At 74.0% G+C, this 17,384-nt stretch carries 18 protein-coding genes; 9 read left to right on the top strand and 9 right to left on the bottom strand.

Going from position 1 to position 17,384, the window contains the following annotated elements:
* Window positions 1-34 precede the first annotated feature (34 nt).
* On the bottom strand, window positions 35-937 hold the full coding sequence (locus tag LWC35_RS25770) for a TIGR03854 family LLM class F420-dependent oxidoreductase (RefSeq protein ID WP_232872839.1): 903 nt from the start codon (window positions 935-937) through the stop codon (window positions 35-37).
* Window positions 938-994: 57 nt separating this feature from the next.
* On the bottom strand, window positions 995-1,306 hold the full coding sequence (tatA, locus tag LWC35_RS25765; protein ID WP_232872838.1) for a Sec-independent protein translocase subunit TatA: 312 nt from the start codon (window positions 1,304-1,306) through the stop codon (window positions 995-997).
* 192 nt (window positions 1,307-1,498) lie between these two features.
* On the opposite strand from tatA, the gene LWC35_RS25760 reads away from it, so the two are divergent.
* Complete coding sequence (locus LWC35_RS25760; RefSeq protein WP_308194668.1) at window positions 1,499-3,832, top strand: transglycosylase domain-containing protein; 2,334 nt, start codon at window positions 1,499-1,501, stop codon at window positions 3,830-3,832.
* A 159-nt stretch (window positions 3,833-3,991) separates the two neighbouring features.
* Here the strand turns inward: LWC35_RS25760 and LWC35_RS25755 are convergent, their stop codons facing one another.
* Both LWC35_RS25755 and LWC35_RS25750 read right to left on the bottom strand, forming a co-directional pair.
* Complete coding sequence (locus LWC35_RS25755) at window positions 3,992-5,179, bottom strand: trans-sulfuration enzyme family protein (RefSeq protein WP_232872837.1); 1,188 nt, start codon at window positions 5,177-5,179, stop codon at window positions 3,992-3,994.
* Between the two features lie 27 nt (window positions 5,180-5,206).
* On the bottom strand, window positions 5,207-5,809 hold the full coding sequence (locus LWC35_RS25750) for a TIGR03086 family metal-binding protein (protein ID WP_232872836.1): 603 nt from the start codon (window positions 5,807-5,809) through the stop codon (window positions 5,207-5,209).
* 156 nt (window positions 5,810-5,965) lie between these two features.
* Between LWC35_RS25750 and LWC35_RS25745 the strand changes: the two genes are divergently transcribed.
* Window positions 5,966-6,307, top strand: a complete 342-nt coding sequence (locus tag LWC35_RS25745; RefSeq protein ID WP_232872835.1) for a DUF3817 domain-containing protein — start codon at window positions 5,966-5,968, stop codon at window positions 6,305-6,307.
* A gap of 27 nt (window positions 6,308-6,334) precedes the next feature.
* Here LWC35_RS25745 and LWC35_RS25740 read toward each other — a convergent pair whose 3' ends face one another.
* Window positions 6,335-6,736: an endonuclease domain-containing protein gene (locus LWC35_RS25740; protein WP_232872834.1), complete on the bottom strand. Its 402-nt coding sequence runs from the start codon at window positions 6,734-6,736 to the stop codon at window positions 6,335-6,337.
* A 354-nt stretch (window positions 6,737-7,090) separates the two neighbouring features.
* Here LWC35_RS25740 and infC point away from each other — a divergent pair, with 354 nt between their 5' ends.
* From infC to pheT, 6 genes are all read left to right on the top strand, one after another.
* The gene (gene infC / locus LWC35_RS25735; protein ID WP_232872833.1) at window positions 7,091-7,684 is read left to right on the top strand and encodes a translation initiation factor IF-3; all 594 of its coding nucleotides are present in this window, start codon (window positions 7,091-7,093) and stop codon (window positions 7,682-7,684) included.
* Window positions 7,685-7,776: 92 nt separating this feature from the next.
* A complete protein-coding gene (gene rpmI, locus LWC35_RS25730) occupies window positions 7,777-7,971 on the top strand; it encodes a 50S ribosomal protein L35 (RefSeq protein WP_232872832.1) in 195 nt (64 codons plus the stop codon).
* Between the two features lie 134 nt (window positions 7,972-8,105).
* A complete protein-coding gene (gene rplT, locus LWC35_RS25725) occupies window positions 8,106-8,492 on the top strand; it encodes a 50S ribosomal protein L20 (protein ID WP_232872831.1) in 387 nt (128 codons plus the stop codon).
* Between the two features lie 38 nt (window positions 8,493-8,530).
* Window positions 8,531-9,319, top strand: a complete 789-nt coding sequence (locus LWC35_RS25720) for a TrmH family RNA methyltransferase (protein WP_232872830.1) — start codon at window positions 8,531-8,533, stop codon at window positions 9,317-9,319.
* Window positions 9,320-9,328: 9 nt separating this feature from the next.
* On the top strand, window positions 9,329-10,357 hold the full coding sequence (gene pheS, locus LWC35_RS25715; RefSeq protein ID WP_232872829.1) for a phenylalanine--tRNA ligase subunit alpha: 1,029 nt from the start codon (window positions 9,329-9,331) through the stop codon (window positions 10,355-10,357).
* Between the two features lie 10 nt (window positions 10,358-10,367).
* Window positions 10,368-12,860 carry a phenylalanine--tRNA ligase subunit beta gene (gene pheT / locus LWC35_RS25710; protein WP_232872828.1) on the top strand — a complete coding sequence of 831 codons (2,493 nt, stop codon included), beginning with the start codon at window positions 10,368-10,370 and terminating at the stop codon, window positions 12,858-12,860.
* A gap of 40 nt (window positions 12,861-12,900) precedes the next feature.
* Here pheT and LWC35_RS25705 read toward each other — a convergent pair whose 3' ends face one another.
* From LWC35_RS25705 to LWC35_RS39575, 3 genes are all read right to left on the bottom strand, one after another.
* Window positions 12,901-13,551 carry a TMEM175 family protein gene (locus LWC35_RS25705; protein ID WP_232872827.1) on the bottom strand — a complete coding sequence of 217 codons (651 nt, stop codon included), beginning with the start codon at window positions 13,549-13,551 and terminating at the stop codon, window positions 12,901-12,903.
* Between the two features lie 89 nt (window positions 13,552-13,640).
* Window positions 13,641-14,027, bottom strand: coding sequence for a phosphatidylglycerol lysyltransferase domain-containing protein (locus LWC35_RS39580; protein ID WP_308194667.1), 387 nt, complete (start codon window positions 14,025-14,027; stop codon window positions 13,641-13,643).
* Window positions 14,003-15,757, bottom strand: coding sequence for a bifunctional lysylphosphatidylglycerol flippase/synthetase MprF (locus LWC35_RS39575; RefSeq protein WP_269804785.1), 1,755 nt, complete (start codon window positions 15,755-15,757; stop codon window positions 14,003-14,005). Before LWC35_RS39575 ends, LWC35_RS39580 begins: the two co-directional genes overlap by 25 nt.
* An 84-nt stretch (window positions 15,758-15,841) precedes the next feature.
* On the opposite strand from LWC35_RS39575, the gene LWC35_RS25695 reads away from it, so the two are divergent.
* Complete coding sequence (locus tag LWC35_RS25695; protein ID WP_232872826.1) at window positions 15,842-16,888, top strand: MBL fold metallo-hydrolase; 1,047 nt, start codon at window positions 15,842-15,844, stop codon at window positions 16,886-16,888.
* A gap of 137 nt (window positions 16,889-17,025) precedes the next feature.
* Here the strand turns inward: LWC35_RS25695 and LWC35_RS25690 are convergent.
* A partial coding sequence (locus LWC35_RS25690; protein ID WP_232872825.1) for a helix-turn-helix domain-containing protein occupies window positions 17,026-17,384 on the bottom strand: 359 nt, incomplete at its 5' end.

Genomic DNA, 17,384 nt, shown 5'->3' with positions numbered 1-17,384 from the left:
GGACCGGCGTTCCTGTCGCGGCGTGGCCGGCCACTCACGTCTCGAGCGGTCGCAGCTCCTGGTCGAACTGGTCGAGGAAGTCCCGCCACGCGGCGACCGGGGTGGCCGGGCGCACCACGAACTTGGTCAACCCGGCGTCGACGTACTCCCGGATCCGGTCGCGCGCCTCGGCCCAGCCGTGCGCCACGATCTTCTGCGGGTCCACGTCCGGCCGCCGGTCCAGGGACGCCGCGAGCGCCGCCTCGACCTGCTCGGGCGTCGCCTCGGGCGGGACCACGGCGAGGTTGGTGCCGTAGTGGTCCTCCTCGATCTCCCGGCCGGCCGCGGTGGCGGCCCGCTCGATCGTCGCGCGGCACTCGGCGGCCTCGGCGGGGGTCACGAAGCTGCCCAGCCAGCCGTCGGCGAGCCGGCCGATCCGGTCCAGGCCGACGGGTGCGCGGCCGCCGAGCCAGAGATCGAGGCGACCCGGCGGGCGCGGGCCGATCGTCGCGTCGTCGAGGTGGAAGAACGCGCCGTGGTGCGTGACGCGCTCCTCGGCCAGCAGCCGCCGGACGACGACGAGTGCCTCTTCGAACACGGCCGCCCGCTCGCCCTCGGGCACGGGGTAGAGCTGGCGCTCCCGCGGCCGGGCGGGGCGGACGCCGAACGCGGGCAGGATCCGCTTGGGCGCCAACGCCGCGAGCGACGCCAGCTGCGCGGCGACGAGCGCGGGGTTGCGGCCCGGCAGGACGAGCACCCCGGTACCGACCTTGAGCGAGCGCGTGCGACCCACGGCGAACGCCATGCCCGTGAGGGCGTCGACGGAGTCGGTGCCGACCAGGTCGGGCAGCCAGACGGAGTCGATCCCGCGGGCCTCCAGCTCGTCGACCAGCTCCGCGAACCCGCCGCCCCCGGTCGCCGGCGTGGGCAGCGACCCGATCCCGATCCTGACCTTCACCCGGATGACGCTAGGTCGCCGCCGGGGCGGTGTCGACCGACCGTCGGGCGGGGATCGTCACGTCCCGTTCGGGCGGGCGGTCTCGGGGGCGGGAGCGGGTTCCGGGACCGGGGCCGCCGCGGCGGGCGTCGGTGGCGCCGGGGGTGCCGTCGCGGGCGCCGGGGGTGCCGCGGGTGCCGTCGGTCCCGCGGGCGGGGCCGGGGCGGGCGCGGTGTCCTCGGGCGCGGTGTCCTCGGCCCGCAGCTCGGCCTTGAGGATGCGGGCGGACCGGCCGAGTCCGCGGGCCGCCTCGGGCAGCTTGCGCGCCCCGAACAGCAGCACGAACACCCCGATGACGATCAGCCAGTGCCAGGCGCTCAGCTCACCCATCGCCGTCCCTCCACGTCGTGCGACCCGCCCAGTGTGCGCCTCCCCGGAATCGCACTCCACCGTCGGGGTCGGCAATTTCCGGGAGCCGCAGGAAATTGCGTACGAATTGCGGATGATCGTCCGGAAGGGGCGGTTCGGCACGCGCGTGGGCTCACCGGCGGCCGACGGTCGCTGCTGATAGACAGTGCAGTCGTGGGTGTCGCGTGGGGTGTGCGGCGGCTGGCGGTGCTGGTCGTCGTGGCCGGGGTCCTGGTCGCCGGAATGCTGTTCCCGTTCGCCGGCGGAATCGGCCTCCTCGCCGGCGCGGTGAGCGATTCCGCCGTGGGCACGAACGCGGATCTGAAGGCGGGCGTGCTGCCCGCGGTCACCACGGTCGAGGACGCCACGGGCAGGACCGTCGCCTCGCTGTACGACCAGTACCGTGTCCCGGTCGAGAGCAACCGGATCTCGCAGGCGATGAAGGCGGCCATCGTCGCCATCGAGGACCGGCGCTTCTACGAGCACGGCGGGTTCGACCCGATCGGCGCCGCCCGCGCCCTGGTCAACAACTCCAACGGCGGTGCGACGCAGGGCGCGTCGACCCTCACCGAGCAGTACGTCAAGAACTACGACCTCTACGTGGCCGCACAGACCGACGCCGAGCGCCGGGCCGCCGTCGCCCCCAGCTACGCGCGCAAGCTGAAGGAGGCCGAGCTCGCGGTCAGCCTGGACCACGAGCTGTCGAAGGACGAGATCCTCACGCGCTACCTCAACGTCGTCTACTTCGGGCACGGCGCCTACGGGGTGCAGGCCGCGGCGAAGGCGTACTTCGGCGTCGACGCCTCCGCCCTCACCGTCCCGCAGGCCGCGCTGCTGGCCGGCATGGTGCAGAGCCCGGCCGAGTACGACCCGATCGCGCACCCCGACGGCGCCACCGGCCGGCGCAACGTCGTGATCGAGGCGCTGCGCCAGCAGGGCGCGATCAGCCAGGAGCAGGCCTCGCACGCCGCGACGGCGCCGCTCGGGGTGGTGCCGGACCCGACGATCCCGGCCGAGGGCTGCATCGGCGCGGGCGACGCCGGCTACTTCTGCGACTACGTGCTCGCCTACCTCAAGCAGTCGGGCTTCCCGACCGACCAGCTCGCGGGCGGCGGGTACACGATCCGGACCAGCCTCGACCCCGACGCGCTGGCCAAGACCAAGGCGGCGATCGACGGGCAGGTGCCGCCGACGCAGCCGCACGTCGCCGACGTCATGGCCGTGGTCCGGCCCGGCGCCGACACCCACCAGGTCGTCGCGCTGGCGGCCAACCGCACCTTCGGCAACAAGCCGGGCCAGTCGAGCTACGGGCTGCCCTACGAGCCCGAGAACATGGGCGCGGGATCGGTCTACAAGATCTTCACGGCGGCCACGGCGATGGAGCAGCACCTGATCGGCATCGACACCGTGATCCCGGTGCCGCCGAGCGGCTACACGTCGCCGATCTACAGGAACGGGACCGGGCGGCCGATCCCCGTGGGCAACGCCGGGAACTACCGGACCGCGCTGACCCTGCAGGACGCGCTGGCCGAGTCGCCCAACACGGCGTTCGTCAAGCTGGAGGAGAGCACCGGGATCCCGCCGGTGGTCGACATGGCGGTCCGGCTGGGCCTCACCTCGCTCGCCGAGACGCCGTACAGCGGCAAGCCGGGCACGGCCTCGATCGCCGACGTCATGAAGCAGCAGAACCAGGCGTCGTTCACCCTGGGCGTCACGCCGACCAGCACGCTGGAGCTGGCGAACGTGCAGGCCACGCTGGCCAGCCACGGCACGTGGTGCCCGCCCTCACCGCTGCAGTCGATCACCGACCGGACCGGGCAGTCGGTCTCGGTCACGCAGGCGGCGTGCCGGCAGGCGCTCGACCCGGCGATCGCCGACACCCTCATGACCGGCCTGTCGAAGGACGACGCCGCGGGCGGCACCTCGGCGGCCGCCGCCGGGCAGATGGGCTGGAACCGGCCGATCGCGGCGAAGACGGGCACCACCCAGGAGTACAAGTCCGCCGCGTTCGTCGGCGCGACACCGCAGCTCGCGGGCGCCGCCATCGTGTTCGACGACTCCAACGCGCCCCGGCCGATCTGCGACGGCAGCCCGCCGCGCAGCTGCTCCGGCGGCAACATCTACGGCGGCAAGGCCCCCGCCCGCACCTTCTACCGGGCCTTCGGCGACATCCTCGCCGGCCAACCGGTCGTGCCGCTGCCGCCCACCGACCCGCGCTACCTCACCGGCACCATCCCGTCGGTCCAGGTCGCCACCCCGCCCGCCCCCGACCAGGGCCAGGGCGAGAACGCCCCGAACGACACCGGCCGCAACGGCGACCGGGGCGGCGACAACGGCGGCAACGGCCGCAACAACGGGGACAACGGCGTCGACAACGGGGGCGGCAACGGCGGCAACGGCGGCAACGGCGGCAACGGCGGCAACGGCGGACGAGGGAACGGAGGGAACGGCGGCGGGAACAACGGAGGCGGCAACGGCGGGAACAACGGGGGCGACAACGGCGACTGACCCGCGAGTCGCGCGCTGGGCTTCCGCGAGTCGCGCGTTCCGAACACGCGAGTCGCGCGTTCCGGACCCGCGAGTCGGCACTTCCGGGCGAACTGCACATCCCGGAAGCTCTCGAGAGGTGCGGTCCGGAAGCCTCGGACCGCCGACCCGCGGGAGGGGTCAGCGCGGGCCGAGGGTCGTCGTCAGGGCCCGGTCGAGGTCGGCCACCAGGTCCCGCGGGTCCTCGAGCCCGACCGAGAAGCGCAGGTGGCCCCACCGCCGGAACTCCTCGGGGTAGGCGCCGGCCCGCTCGTCGTCGCCCGCGACGTGCACGATCAACGACTCGTCGTGCCCGAGCGACACCGCCGACGTGATCACCCGCAGGTTCGCGACGAAACGGTTCTGCGTGTCGCCGTCGCCCCGCACCGCGAAGGCGAGCATCCCGCCGAAGCCGCTCATGGTGCGGGCGGCGAGCGCGTGCTGCGGGTGGTCCGCCAGCCCGGGGTAGGCGACATACGCCACCCGCGGGTCCGCCTGCAGGAACTCCGCGACCGCCTGCGCGCTCTCGCAGTGCTGGCGCATGCGCAACGGCAGGGTCACCGCCCCGCGCATGATCAGCCACGCGTTGAACGGGCTGATCGCGCCGCCGACGTTGACCATCGCGTCGGCCCGGATCCGGTCGGTCAGCGCGCGGTCGCCGATCACGGCGCCGCCCATCGCGTCGCCGTGGCCGTTGAGGTACTTCGTCAGCGAGTGGACGACGAGGTCGGCGCCGAACGCGAGCGGTCGCTGGAGGACCGGTGTGGCGAAGGTCGCGTCGACGCTGAGCAGGGCGCCCGCCTCGTGCGCGATCCGCGCGACGGCCTCGACGTCCGTGATCCGCGTCGTCGGGTTGGCCGGGGTCTCGACGTGCACGAGCCGCGTCTCCGGCCGGATCGCGGCCTGCACGGCCTCCGGGTCGGACGAGTCGACGAGCGTCGCGGTGATCCCGTACTTCTCCGGGAGCAGCTCGGTGAGCAGCCGGTACACGGCCACGTACGTCACGTCCGACGACACCACGTGGTCCCCGCTGCGCAGGAACGTGAAGAAGACCGCGTGCAGGGCCGCGACCCCGCTGGCCAGGGCGACGGCGTCGACCTCACCGCGCTCGCCCGCGGTCTCGAGCAGGGCGAGCTTCTCCTCGAGCCAGCCCTGGTTGGCGCCGCCGTTGCGGGTGTAGAGGGGCGTGCCGAAGTCCGACCAGCTCAGCGTGGAGGGGTCGTCCGGCAGTGCGTAGGAGTTGGCCATGACGACCGGGCGGCGGATGGCGCCGGTCCCGGGGTCCACGTCGTTGCCCGCGTGGACGCTGAGGGTCTGCAGATGGTGCACGGCGGCATTCTCGCCGCCGCCCCGCGGTCACCGGTTCGCGGACCAGCGGGGGTCGCGGCCGGCGTAGCCCAGCACCTGGTGGAAGACCGGGGCGCCCGCGCCGACCGGCACGGCCGGCCCGAACAGCCCCTCGACCGCCTCACCGTGGGCGAACGACGAGCAGAACTCCAGGCACGCGGCCGCGCTCGCCGCGTCGACCGAGAAGCGCTGGCGCGTGGCGCGGGCCAGGTCCCAGCCGTGCACCACGATCTCGTCGAGCGCCACCACGCCGTGCACCTGCGCCGGCAGCACGACGCCGCCCGCCTCGGTCTCGCCCTCCCACGCGGCGGGCTCACGCCAGGCGGTGACGAGCGCGGCCAGCCGGTCCGGGAGCTCGGTGCGCCAGTCGGGGTCGAGGTGCGCGGCCGACGGGACGGGCGCCCCGCCGCCCGCCGGGGTCTTGTGGGCGGCGTCGGTGAAGGCGGTGGTCAGGCCCATGAGGTGGTCGAGCAGGGCGGCCACGGTGAAGTCCGGGCACGGCGTCGGGGCGGTGAGCTGCTCGGCACGGATCGCCGGGAGCAGGGCGGCGACCCGGCGGGCAGCGGGGCCCAGGTCGATCGTGGGGGCGGTGCTGGCGGTCGCGGCGGTCACGGCTCCTCCTCGGTGGTCGGTCTGCAGGGAGGACCGCGCCCGTTTCCCGGAGTCATCGGCGGACGTGGAGTTCGACACCCGGTAGAAGTTCCGCGGCGTCGATGGGGCACCATGGAGGGTGAACCGTCGATCCGGACAATCCAGACTGGGAGCCCGATGAGCACGAGCACCGACACCACCGCCGCGGGCACTGCCGTCACCGGGATCGGCCGGCTCTTCCGCGCCGTCGCCATCGCCGAGGCCTGCTCCTGGGTCGGCCTGCTGATCGGCATGTTCTTTAAGTACGTGGTGGTGCAGAACGAGATCGGCGTGAAGATCTTCGGCCCGATCCACGGCGCCCTGTTCGTGCTCTACGTGATCGTTGCGCTCCTCGCCGCGCGCCGCCTCCGCTGGAGCGCCGGCACGCTGGTCCTGGCGCTCTTCTCCAGCATCCCGCCGCTCATGACCGTCTGGTTCGAGCGCCGCGCCGCCCGGCAGGGCAAGCTCCGGACCCCCTGATCGCCGGCTCCGGAGCGAAATCCGCGCTCACCGCGGGTTCCGTTCCGCGTCCGGTGACCATGCTGCGAGTCGGAGGGCGGCACGGAGCTGCGCGACGGCGGCGTCGGGTCGGTTCACGAGGTCGTGCCACGTGAACCGGAGCAGGTTCCACCCGGCGAGTACCAGCGCGTTCTGCTTCCGCCGGTCGGCGCGGAAGCGGTCGACGTCGACGTGCCAGGCCCAGCCGTCCACCTCGACGGCGACGCGAGCCAGGGGGAACGCCACGTCGACCTCGCGGGCGGGGGTCTCCAGGCCGAGCACCCACCCGGTGATGCCGGCCCCGCGGAGGAGGGCGCGGAACCGTCGCTCGGCCTCCGACTCCGCCCGGTCCGCCGCCGCGGCATTCAGTCGGCCCGCCCGCGACCAGCCGCGCGCACCCATGTTGCCCATGCGGGCAGAATGATCGGAGGAGCGGCCGCGGCGAGCTGTTTCGCGCGAGTTCGTGCGCACTTCCTCGCCATGATCGCCGGGAGTGGAACGGAACCCGCGCTCAGCGCGGACTTCGTTCCGAATGCGACGCTCATGCGCCCCACCCCGCCCCCTCGATGACGGGGGGAGAGGGGGCCGTGTACGCTGCGGAATGCGACCACCCCGTCGCGCGTTGAACCGCGCGTCAGGGCGATCAAGTGGAGCCCCGCTCCCACCCGCTCACCGCCTGCAGTGACAGGTGATCGGGTCCCGGTCGGCGGTCCGCCTCAGCGCGGGCCGCTCTGATCGACGGGTCTTTGCTTGTCGTCGCAGGACATGACGGCACAACGAGGAGACCCCATCAGCACAGAGACACGCATCAACGACCGCATCCGCGTTCCCGAGGTCCGACTCGTCGGCCCGAACGGCGAGCAGGTCGGCATCGTGCGTATCGAGGACGCCCTGCGGCTGGCGCAGGAGGCCGAGCTCGATCTCGTCGAGGTCGCGGCCCAGGCCCGCCCGCCCGTCTGCAAGCTCATGGACTACGGCAAGTTCAAGTACGAGAGCGCGCAGAAGGCCCGGGAGTCCCGGCGGAACCAGCAGCTCACGGTGATCAAGGAGCAGAAGCTCCGGCCGAAGATCGACACCCACGACTACGAGACCAAGAAGCGCAACGTCGTGCGCTTCCTCGAGGGTGGCAACAAGGTCAAGGTCACCATCATGTTCCGCGGTCGCGAGCAGAGCCGGCCCGAGCTGGGCTACCGGCTGCTGCAGCGGCTCGCCGAGGACGTGCAGGAGCTCGGGACCGTCGAGGCCGCCCCGAAGCAGGACGGCCGCAACATGACGATGGTGCTCGCTCCGACCAAGAAGCCGGTCAAGCGCCCGGCGGCCCAGCAGGCCGCCGCCGCCGAGGCCGAGCCCCAGGCCTGAGTCTGAAGCAAGCGGCACGAACCTCCCGGTCCCGGCCGGGAGGTACCCCACGGTGCGTCCCCGGGCGCACCGCGACACCGAACGGATCAGCCATGCCCAAGAACAAGACGCACAAGGGAACGGCCAAGCGGGTCAAGGTGACCGGCAGCGGCAAGCTCCTGCGCCAGCAGGCCGGCCTGCGCCACCGCCTCGAGGTCAAGTCGAGCAAGGAGACCCGGGACCTGTCCGGTGTCGTCCCGGTGAACAAGGCCGACGTCAAGCGCGTCAAGAAGCTGCTCGGCCGCTGAGCGGAGCTTGCGCAGCGAACGTCTGCGCAGGCGCAGCTTGCGCAGCGAACATCTGCGCGAGGCTCACCGCACCCACCCGCTGAACCGGCCTGCCCATCCCCCGGGGCCGGCCACCCGAGAGACAGGACAGACCCATGGCACGCGTCAAGCGCGCGGTGAACGCCCAGAAGAAGCGCCGGACGATCCTCGAGGCGTCCGCCGGCTACCGCGGTCAGCGGTCGCGGCTCTACCGCAAGGCCAAGGAGCAGCAGCTCCACTCGATGACCTACGCCTACCGCGACCGTCGCGCCAAGAAGGGCGACTTCCGGCAGCTGTGGATCACCCGCATCAACGCCGCGGCCCGTGCCAACGGCATGACCTACAACCGCTTCGTCCAGGGCCTCAAGGCCGCGGGCGTCGAGGTGGACCGCAAGAACCTGTCGGAGCTCGCGATCAGCGACCCGACCGCGTTCGCCGCCCTGGTCGACCTGGCCAAGGCCAACGTCCCGGCGCAGGCGCCGCAGAACGAGAGTGCCGCCTGACCGAGCACGTGCTCGGTACGGAACGCACCCCGCGCGTCGTGGCAGCCCGCAAGCTGCTGCGGCGCGCGGGTCGTGACAAGGCCGGGCGGTTCCTCGTCGAGGGCGCCCAGGCCGTGCGGGAGGCCGTGACCGCCGAGGTCCGGGTGCACGAGCTCTTCGCGACCCCGCTCGCGGTCGAGCGCAACGCCGACATCGTCGGGATCGCCGAGGGCCGGGGCATCCCGGTGACCGTGGTGAGCGACCGGGTCGCCGAGGTCCTCTCCGACACGGTCACCCCCCAGGGCCTCGTGGCCGTCTGTGACCTGATCGACGTCCCGGTCGCCGCCGCACTCGCGGACTCCCCGCAGCTCGTCGCCGTCCTGGCGGGCGTGTCCGAGCCCGGCAACGCCGGCACCGTGCTGCGCGCCGCCGACGCGGCGGGCGCCGACGCCGTGGTCCTGGCCGGCGACAGCGTCGACCCGCACAACGGCAAGGCGGTCCGGGCCTCCACCGGCAGCGTCTTCCACCTGCCCGTCGCGCGGGACCGGGACACCCCCCGCCTGCTCGAGGCCTGCCGCGCCGCCGGGCTGACCCTGCTCGCGGCCGACGGGCGCGGCGAGCTCGACCTGCACGCCCCGGAGGCCGCGGAGGTCCTCGGCGGCCGGGTGGCATGGATATTCGGTGGCGAGGCACACGGTGTCCCGGAGACCGTCCTGAACGCGGCCGACCACCGGGTCCGGGTGCCGCTCTACGGCCGCGCCGAGAGCCTCAACCTCGCGACCGCCGCGGCGGTCTGCCTGTACGCGAGCGCCGCACACCGGCGCTCTAGGATCACCGACCGTGCATGAGGGAACCCGATGACCGAGAACCTGCTCGACGCCGCGTCGCTGGACGCCGCCGTCAAGGCCGCGGTCGAGGCGTTCGACGCCGCGGGTGATCTCGACGCCCTGGCCGCGGCCAAGCCCGCGCACCTCGGCGACAAGGCGCCGGTGCTGCTGGCCCGCCGCTCCCTCGGCAGCCTGCCCGGCCCCGAGCGGGCCGACGCCGGGAAGCGGGTCAACGCCGCCCGCCAGGAGGTCCAGACCGCGTTCGACTCCCGCCGCGAGGTCCTCCTCGCCGAGCGGGACGCGCGCGTGCTGGCCGAGGAGTCCGTCGACGTCACCCTGCCCTGGGACCGGCGGCCGCGTGGTGCCCGGCACCCGATCACCCAGATCGCCGAGCGGATCGCGGACGTGTTCGTCGCGATGGGCTACGAGGTCGCCGAGGGCCCCGAGGTGGAGTCCTCCTGGCTGAACTTCGACGCGCTGAACTTCGGCAAGGACCACCCGGCGCGCACCATGCAGGACACGTTCTACCTGGGCTCGGACCAGGGCACGGTGCTGCGCACGCACACCTCGCCGGTGCAGGTCCGCGCCCTGCTGGAGCGCGAGCTGCCGGTGTACGTGGTCTGCCCGGGCCGGACCTTCCGCACGGACGAGCTCGACGCCACCCACACCCCCGTCTTCCACCAGGTCGAGGGCCTGGCGGTGGACAAGGGCATCACCATGGCGCACCTCAAGGGCACGCTCGACGCGTTCGCCCGCGCCATGTTCGGGGCCGAGTCGACCACCCGGCTGCGGCCGAGCTTCTTCCCGTTCACCGAGCCGTCGGCCGAGGTGGACGTCTGGTTCCCGGAGAAGAAGGGCGGCGCCGGCTGGGTCGAGTGGGGCGGCTGCGGGATGGTCAACCCCAACGTCCTGCGCGCCTGCGGTGTCGACCCGGAGGTCTACTCCGGCTTCGCCTTCGGCATGGGCCTGGAGCGCACCCTGCAGTTCCGCAACGGCCTGCCCGACATGCGAGACATGGTCGAGGGCGACGTCCGGTTCAGCCGCGCGTTCGGTATCTGAGGAGTATTCGGTGCGAGTCCCCCTGTCCTGGCTGCGCGACCACGTCGCCGAGGTGCCCGCCGACGCCGCGGCGGTCGGCGAGGCCTTCGTGCGCGTCGGCCTGGAGCTCGAGGAGATCCACGGGACGCCGGAGCTGACCGGTCCGCTGACCGTCGGGCGCGTGCTGGAGATCGAGGAGCTCACCGAGTTCAAGAAGCCGATCCGGTACTGCCAGGTCGACCTCGGCGACGGCGTGCGCGGGATCGTCTGCGGCGCGCGGAACTTCGTGGCGGGCGACCTCGTGGTCGTCGCGCAGCCCGGCGCGGTCCTGCCGGGCCCGTTCCCGATCTCGGCGCGCAAGACCTACGGCCGCACCTCGAACGGGATGATCTGCTCGGCCAAGGAGCTCGGCCTCGGCGCCGACCACTCGGGCATCCTCGTGCTGCCGCCGGGCACCGCCGAGCCCGGGGCCGACGCGCTGCCGCTGCTCGGGGTCGACGACCCGGTCGTCGAGCTGGCCATCACGCCGGACCGGGGCTACTGCTTCGCCGTGCGCGGGATCGCCCGCGAGCTCGCCGCGTCCCTCGGCGAGGACTTCACCGACCCGGCCCGACGGGTGCAGGTCCCGGAGGCGGAGGGCCCGGCCTGGCCGGTCCGCATCGCCGACGAGGCCGGCTGCCCGCGGTTCGTCACCCGGCGGGTCACCGGCGTCGACGCGAGCGCTCCCACCCCGTGGTGGATGCAGCGCCGGCTGCTGGCCGCCGGGATGCGGCCGATCTCGCTCACCGTCGACGTCACCAACTTCGTGATGCTCGACCTGGGCCAGCCGATCCACGCCTACGACGCGACCCGGCTGCAGGGCGAGATCGTCGTGCGCCGGGCCGAGGCGGGGGAGAAGCTCCGGACCCTCGACGACGTCGAGCGCACCCTCGACCCGGACGACCTGGTCATCGCGGACGACTCCGGGGCGATCGGCCTCGCCGGCGTGATGGGCGGGGCCTCCACCGAGATCCCGCTGGACAGGACGGGCTCGGTCGACGTCGTGATCGAGGCCGCGCACTTCGCGCCGACCGTCATCGCGCGCGCCGCCCGCCGGCACAAGCTGCCCAGTGAGGCGTCGAAGCGCTTCGAGCGCTCCGTCGACCCGCAGCTCCCGCCGATCGCGGCCGAAGCGGTCGCGAACCTGCTGGTGGAGCACGGCGGCGGCCGGATCGAGCCGGGCCGCACCGACGTGGGCGCCGCGCCGGTGCTCCCGCCGGTCCGGATGGCGCTGGACCTGCCGGACCGCACCGCCGGCGTGACCTACGCGCGGGGGGCGACGGTCGCGCGGCTCGCCCAGGTCGGCTGCGCGGTGGAGCTGGAGACCAGCGGCGACGGCAAGGCCGGTTCGACCACCCTGGTGGTCGCGACGCCGCCGTCGTGGCGGCCGGACCTGGACCTGCCCGCGGCGCTGGTCGAGGAGGTCCTGCGGCTCGAGGGCTACGAGACCATCCCGTCGACCCTGCCGCCGGCGCCGGCCGGGCGTGGGCTGACCCCCGCCCAGCTGCGCAAGCGGTCCGTGTCCCGCGCGCTGGCCGAGGCCGGGCACGTCGAGGTGGAACCCTTCCCGTTCGTCGCCGACGCGGTGTGGGACGCCTTGGGCCTGCCCGAGGACGACGTCCGGCGGCGGACCGTCACGGTGGCCAACCCGCTCGACGCGGACCGCGACCGGCTCGCGACCACGCTGCTGCCGGGCCTGCTCGAGACGCTGGTGCGCAACAAGGCCCGCGGGTTCGACGACCTCGCGCTCTACGCGTTGTCCCAGGTCGTGCTGCCGCACCGCAACCCCGTGCCGATGCCGGACCCGGGCGTCGACCGGCGGCCGACGGACTCCGAGATCGCGATGATCGAGGCGGCGCTGCCCGCCCAGCCCGTGCACGTCGGCGTCGTGCTGGCCGGGGACCGCGAGCCGCGCGGCTGGTGGGGCCCCGGGCGCAGGGCCGGCTGGCAGGACGCGATCGAGGCGGGCCGGCTCGTCGGCGCCGCCGCGGGCGTCGCGCTGCGGGTGACCAAGGCGGAGCTGGCCCCGTGGCACCCGGGCCGGTGCGGCGCGCTGCGGGTGGGGGAGTGGGTCGTCGGGCATGCCGGCGAGCTGCACCCGAAGGTCGTGGAGGCGCTGGGCCTTCCGCCGCGCACCTGCGCGATGGAGCTCGACCTCGACGCGATCCCGCTGCAGGACGCGCGGCCGGCGCCGCACGTCTCGCCGTACCCGCCGGTCTCGGTCGACGTCGCCCTGGTCACGGACGAGGCGGTCCCGGCGGCCGAGGTCGCCGCGGCCCTCACCGAGGGCGGCGGCGCGCTGCTCGAGGAGGTCCGGCTGTTCGACGTCTACACCGGTGCGCAGGTCGGCGAGGGGAACCGCTCGCTCGCCTACGCCCTCCGGTTCCGGGCTCCGGACCGCACGCTGACCAACGAGGAGGCGAACGCGGCCCGCGACGCCGCGGTCGCCCTCGCGGCCGAGCGCGTCGGGGCCGTCCTGCGGTGACCGCCCCGGCGGCCGGCCCCGGCGTGCGTGTCGCACCGGCTCAGATGTCGTCGCCGGTGATGCCCATCGCGGCGGTGATCCGGTCCCCGAGGAAGGGCACGACCGCCCAGACGGCGAACGACCACACGCCGAGCAGCGGGAACAACGGGATGGACACCAGGAACGCGAACCCGGTGACCGCCGACGGCACCCAGCCGTAGCGGACGAGCTGCCCCGGCGTCCCGACGATGTACCCCCGGCTGCGGCTGAGGACCGCGAGGATGACGGCGAAGGTGCCGATCTGCACGGTCTCCGCGAGGGCGTAGACGGCGAAGCGCGCGAAGTCGATGTGCTCCTCGGAGATGAGCCGGGTGAAGAACGGCGTGAGCACGATGATCAGCAGCCACAGCATGTTCAGCCAGGTCAGCGGGAGGGTGGCGCGCCCGACGTAGCGGAAGACCCGGTGGTGGCTGATCCAGTGCCGGGCGATCACCGCGAAGCTGATGAGGAACGCCAGGTACTCGCCGCGGTTGGCCAGGAACCCGGCCGCGAGCTCGGCGGCGGTGGCGCCCTGCGGCACCGGCAGCTCGATCGCGAGCAGCGTGATCGCGATGGCCACGACCGCGTCGGAGAAGAAGGTGAGCCGCTCGGCCGCGCCGCGCTCGGTCGGAGCGAACTCGTCCTCGGACTGCTGGGCGGACGCCTCGGCCATGCGCGGACTCTAGCGATCAGTCCCCCCGGCGGGAACGGTTCACGACCCCCGCCGGCCGGCGGGGGAGCAGGCACCGGCCGGAGGAGTGCCTACGCCCGGGCGAGCCGCACGAGCTCGCGGGTCGAGGTGTCCGGCAGGTAGGCGCGGGTGAGCGCCACACCCAGCCGCGGGAGGTCCGCCTCGTCGCGGAAGACCAGGTGCATGGGCTCGTACCGCGGCTGGAACTTGGCCTTGAACGCGTGCAGCGAGCGGAAGCCGTACAGCGGCTCCAGCCGGGCGCCGAGGGTGTCGAGGAGCCGGTCGAGCACCGCCGTGTCGCCGGAGGCGTCGGTACGGGCCAGCGGGGCGCCCGAGAGCGACACGACCGCCGCCCCCTCCTCGCGGAACGCCAGGCAGGCCGAGGCGATGAGGAACTCGACGACGGGCCGGAACCCGCCCTCCCGCCGCCGCATCACGTCGAGCGTCCAGCCCCGCACGTGCCGCCCGTGGCGTACACCGGCAGCCACGAGGTCACGCCGTGCACCAGGCCGTCGGCGTCGACCGCCAGCCCGACCCGGACGTTCGGGTCCAGAGCCTCGTCGACGCCACCGAGGGTGAACCCCATCTCCGGCAGGCCCTTGCCGCCGACCCACTGCTCGGAGAGCTCCCGCACCTGGTCGACGACCGCGTGCCGCTCGTCGGCCAGCCGGACGAGCCGGTGGGTGATCCCCTGCTTGCCCGCCTTGTTCAGCGCCGACCGCACGTCCTGCCAGGCCTTCCCGCGGAACTCCAGGTCGGGCAGGTCGACGAGGGTGTCCTCGGCGACCTGCGCGCTGAACCAGCCCGCGTCCCGGGCCGCGCGGGCGGTGCGGTCGGACGCGGAGAAGAGGCACGGGATGAGCCCGGCCGTCTCGCTGCGCACCCCGAACTCCCCGAGGGCGGCGAGCGGCTGCGGCCCGATCGGGTCGCCGAGGCCGATGGCCACCCCGGCGTGCCGCTGGAAGGCCACGCAGGACTCGCCGTCCGCGGTCACGAACCACTCGTTGTCCGGCCACGTGGCCATCCACGAGACGGTGCCGCCGCCGTGCCGGCGCAGCAGGGCGACCGCCGTCTCGCGGTCGGTGACGCCGCCGACCGCTCGTCGGGCCCGGCGCGACGGCACCCGCCACGCGCGCCGCCCCACCAGGAGCAGCACGAGCAGCACCGTCCAGGCGAGCCGGTCGGCGACGAAGATGCCCGGCTGGTCGAGGGTCGCGGCACCCCCCTCCACATGCGCCGCGACGACGAACACCGCGGCGACGAGCAGGCCCAGGAGCACGTTGAACACGGACAGCCCCACGGCCCATCGCCAGGCGACGCGCCGGCCCTTGCGCAGGCCGTTGACCAGCAGCGCGACCACGACGACCGTGATCGCGAGGTCGATCCAGCTCGACTCCGGGTTCCCGGTCGGCCCGAGCGGGCCGTCGTTGGGGAGCAGGAAGCTCAGCACCGACCCGGCCGCCTGGAGGATCAGCACGAACACCGCGAGCAGGCGCCACTCCCGCCGGCTCGGCCGTCCGGCCGGCACCGCCCGGCCGCGGACCAACCGCGGCCCCACCACCAGCGCGATCAGTACCGCGACGAGGTGCTCCAGGTCGGCCAGCGAGCCCAGGTAGACCGCCGAGGCGAGCACGTAGAGGGCCAGGGCGAGCCGCAGCCGCAGCCGCCACGGCGGGCGCAGGGTCGCGCTGGTCACGGCGAGCGCGGCGAGCGCGCCCGCCGAGAACCCGACGTCGAGCAACCGACTCGTGGCGTCCGCCCAGGGCCAGCCGTTGCCGCGCACCAGGAGCAGGAAGCCCAGCGCGGTGAGGATGCCGAGCAGCTGCCCGGCGACGGCGGTGAGCGCGGCGAGCCCGGTGCCCAGCCGCCACTCCGCCCAGCCGACGAACAGCGCGAAGCTGCCGGTCATGGCGAGGTAGAAGGGCGGGACGACGGCGAGGAACGGCCCGGTGAGCACCGTCCACCAGCGGCCGCTCTCCAGCGAGGGCACCCCGTAGGCGATCCACGGGTACCAGGCCTGGCCGTCGGCGGCTCGCCAGAACGCACCGGTGGCGAACCCGGCGACGATCATCACGAGCACGACCGTGCTGGTGAACGGGGTGCGGCGCACCAGCGTCCGCACCTTCGCCGCCAGCGGGGCGAGTGCCGGGAGGCGGCGGGCGGGACGAGCCGTCGTGCCGTCGGTCATGATCGCCTCCCCGGGCGCCGCGCCGTGACCGCGCCGTCGTCTGCTGGCTGTTCGGCGGATCGAGGGCGGCGTTACGGTGCGGCAATGTGCGACGGACATGCGAGCCCGACCGAGGTCGCGCAGGGCGTGCCCCGGCCCGCCGAGGGACCCGCGGTCGACCCGATCCAGCTCGAACCCGTCGACGAGGTGCGGATCACCACACTGGTGGAGAACGTGTTCGACGCCCTGCTCACCGGCGACGAGCGGGTCTCGCGCGTCGGGTTGGGCGCGGGCCGCGCCACCGCCGCGCAGTTCGTGGGCGGCGCCGCCGACGTCGGGCTGAGGGCCGAGCACGGGTTCGCCGCGCTGGTCACGGTGCGGCGCGGCGCGGCGACCACCTCGCTGCTGCTCGACGCCGGCCTCTCGCCCGATGCGCTCACGGTCAACGCCGAGCGCGTCGGCGCCGACCTCACCGGCGTGCAGGCGATCGTGCTCAGCCACGGGCACCCCGACCACGCGGGCGGGCTGGCCGGGCTCGCCGGGCGGAAGGGCCCGCGCGCGCTCCCGATGGTCCTGCACCCGGCGGCGTGGACCCGGCGCCGGTTCGCGCTGCCCGGCGGCGACACCCGGGAGCTGCCGACGCTCAGCCCCCGGGCGCTGGCGGGGGAGGGGTTCGCGCTCGTCGAGCGGCGGGTCCCGTCGGTGCTGCTCGACGGCGCGGTCCTGATCACCGGCGAGGTCGACCGGACCACGGAGTTCGAGCGCGGCATGCCGCCCGCGCACCAGGCGTGGACCGGGTCGGCCTGGGAGCACGACGCCGCCGTGGTCGACGACCAGGCGCTCGTCGTGCACGTGCGGGACAAGGGGCTGGTGGTGCTCACCGGCTGCGGGCACGCCGGCGCGGTCAACATCGTCCGGCACGCGCAGCGGCTGACCGGCGTCGCCGGGCTGTACGCGCTGATCGGCGGCCTGCACCTCGGCGGTCCCCACTTCGAGCCGGTCATCGCACCGACCGTCGCGGCGCTGCGCGCGGCGGACCCGGCCGTGCTGGTCCCCGGGCACTGCACGGGCTGGCGTGCCCAGCACGCCCTCGCCGCCGCCCTGCCCGACGCGTGGATCGCCCCCAGCGCCGGCAGCACCTACACCCTCTAATGGGAGCTGATCCGCGAGCCGGCACTCCCGCGCGACCGAACGTGCGGTCCCGGGAGGTGCGGTTCGGTGACCCGGAAGTGCCGACTCGCGGGACTAGCGATCCTTGGTCGCTAGGGCTTTGGCAGTTGTCCAGGGTTTCAGGCGGTCGCCGACGGTAGACGGGCTTCGGCGAAGCGGGCGTTGATGTGCTGGTCGATGGTGCGCAGCGCCCCCCGCAGGGGTGGCGGGGTGGGTGGTGCGCTGGCCATGAGTGGTCGGAGCAGGCGGTTGTGGACCTTGGTGTAGAAGATGGCGAAGGCGTGGCCGTCGTCGGTGAGCCGGTAGAGGTTGCGGCCTTCGACGCGGGTGATCAGGCCGTTGCGGCGCAGTCGGGTCAGGTCGTAGCTGGCCCGGCTGGTGGGGTAGGGCTGGCCGAGCAGTCCGGTCATCAAGGCGCGCAGGCTCTTGTTGGTGATGCCGGTGACGGCGAGCAGGGAGACGCTCAGGGCGCCGGCCA

The sequence above is a fragment of the Pseudonocardia kujensis genome, assembly GCF_021283305.1.
GTDB lineage: Bacteria > Actinomycetota > Actinomycetes > Mycobacteriales > Pseudonocardiaceae > Pseudonocardia > Pseudonocardia kujensis.
This window is presented reverse-complemented; position numbering and strand designations above follow the sequence as displayed.

What these genes read in the sequence shown, in the direction of transcription:
- tatA (WP_232872838.1), bottom strand. Translation starts at nt 1,306, where the DNA reads ATGGGTGAGCTGAGCGCCTGGCACTGGCTGATCGTCATCGGGGTGTTC.
- LWC35_RS25745 (WP_232872835.1), top strand. Translation starts at nt 5,966, where the DNA reads ATGAGCACGAGCACCGACACCACCGCCGCGGGCACTGCCGTCACCGGG.
- LWC35_RS25740 (WP_232872834.1), bottom strand. Translation starts at nt 6,736, where the DNA reads ATGGGCAACATGGGTGCGCGCGGCTGGTCGCGGGCGGGCCGACTGAAT.
- infC (WP_232872833.1), top strand. Translation starts at nt 7,091, where the DNA reads ATGACGGCACAACGAGGAGACCCCATCAGCACAGAGACACGCATCAAC.
- rpmI (WP_232872832.1), top strand. Translation starts at nt 7,777, where the DNA reads ATGCCCAAGAACAAGACGCACAAGGGAACGGCCAAGCGGGTCAAGGTG.
- rplT (WP_232872831.1), top strand. Translation starts at nt 8,106, where the DNA reads ATGGCACGCGTCAAGCGCGCGGTGAACGCCCAGAAGAAGCGCCGGACG.
- pheS (WP_232872829.1), top strand. Translation starts at nt 9,329, where the DNA reads ATGACCGAGAACCTGCTCGACGCCGCGTCGCTGGACGCCGCCGTCAAG.
- LWC35_RS25705 (WP_232872827.1), bottom strand. Translation starts at nt 13,551, where the DNA reads ATGGCCGAGGCGTCCGCCCAGCAGTCCGAGGACGAGTTCGCTCCGACC.
- LWC35_RS39575 (WP_269804785.1), bottom strand. Translation starts at nt 15,757, where the DNA reads ATGACCGACGGCACGACGGCTCGTCCCGCCCGCCGCCTCCCGGCACTC.
- LWC35_RS25695 (WP_232872826.1), top strand. Translation starts at nt 15,842, where the DNA reads ATGTGCGACGGACATGCGAGCCCGACCGAGGTCGCGCAGGGCGTGCCC.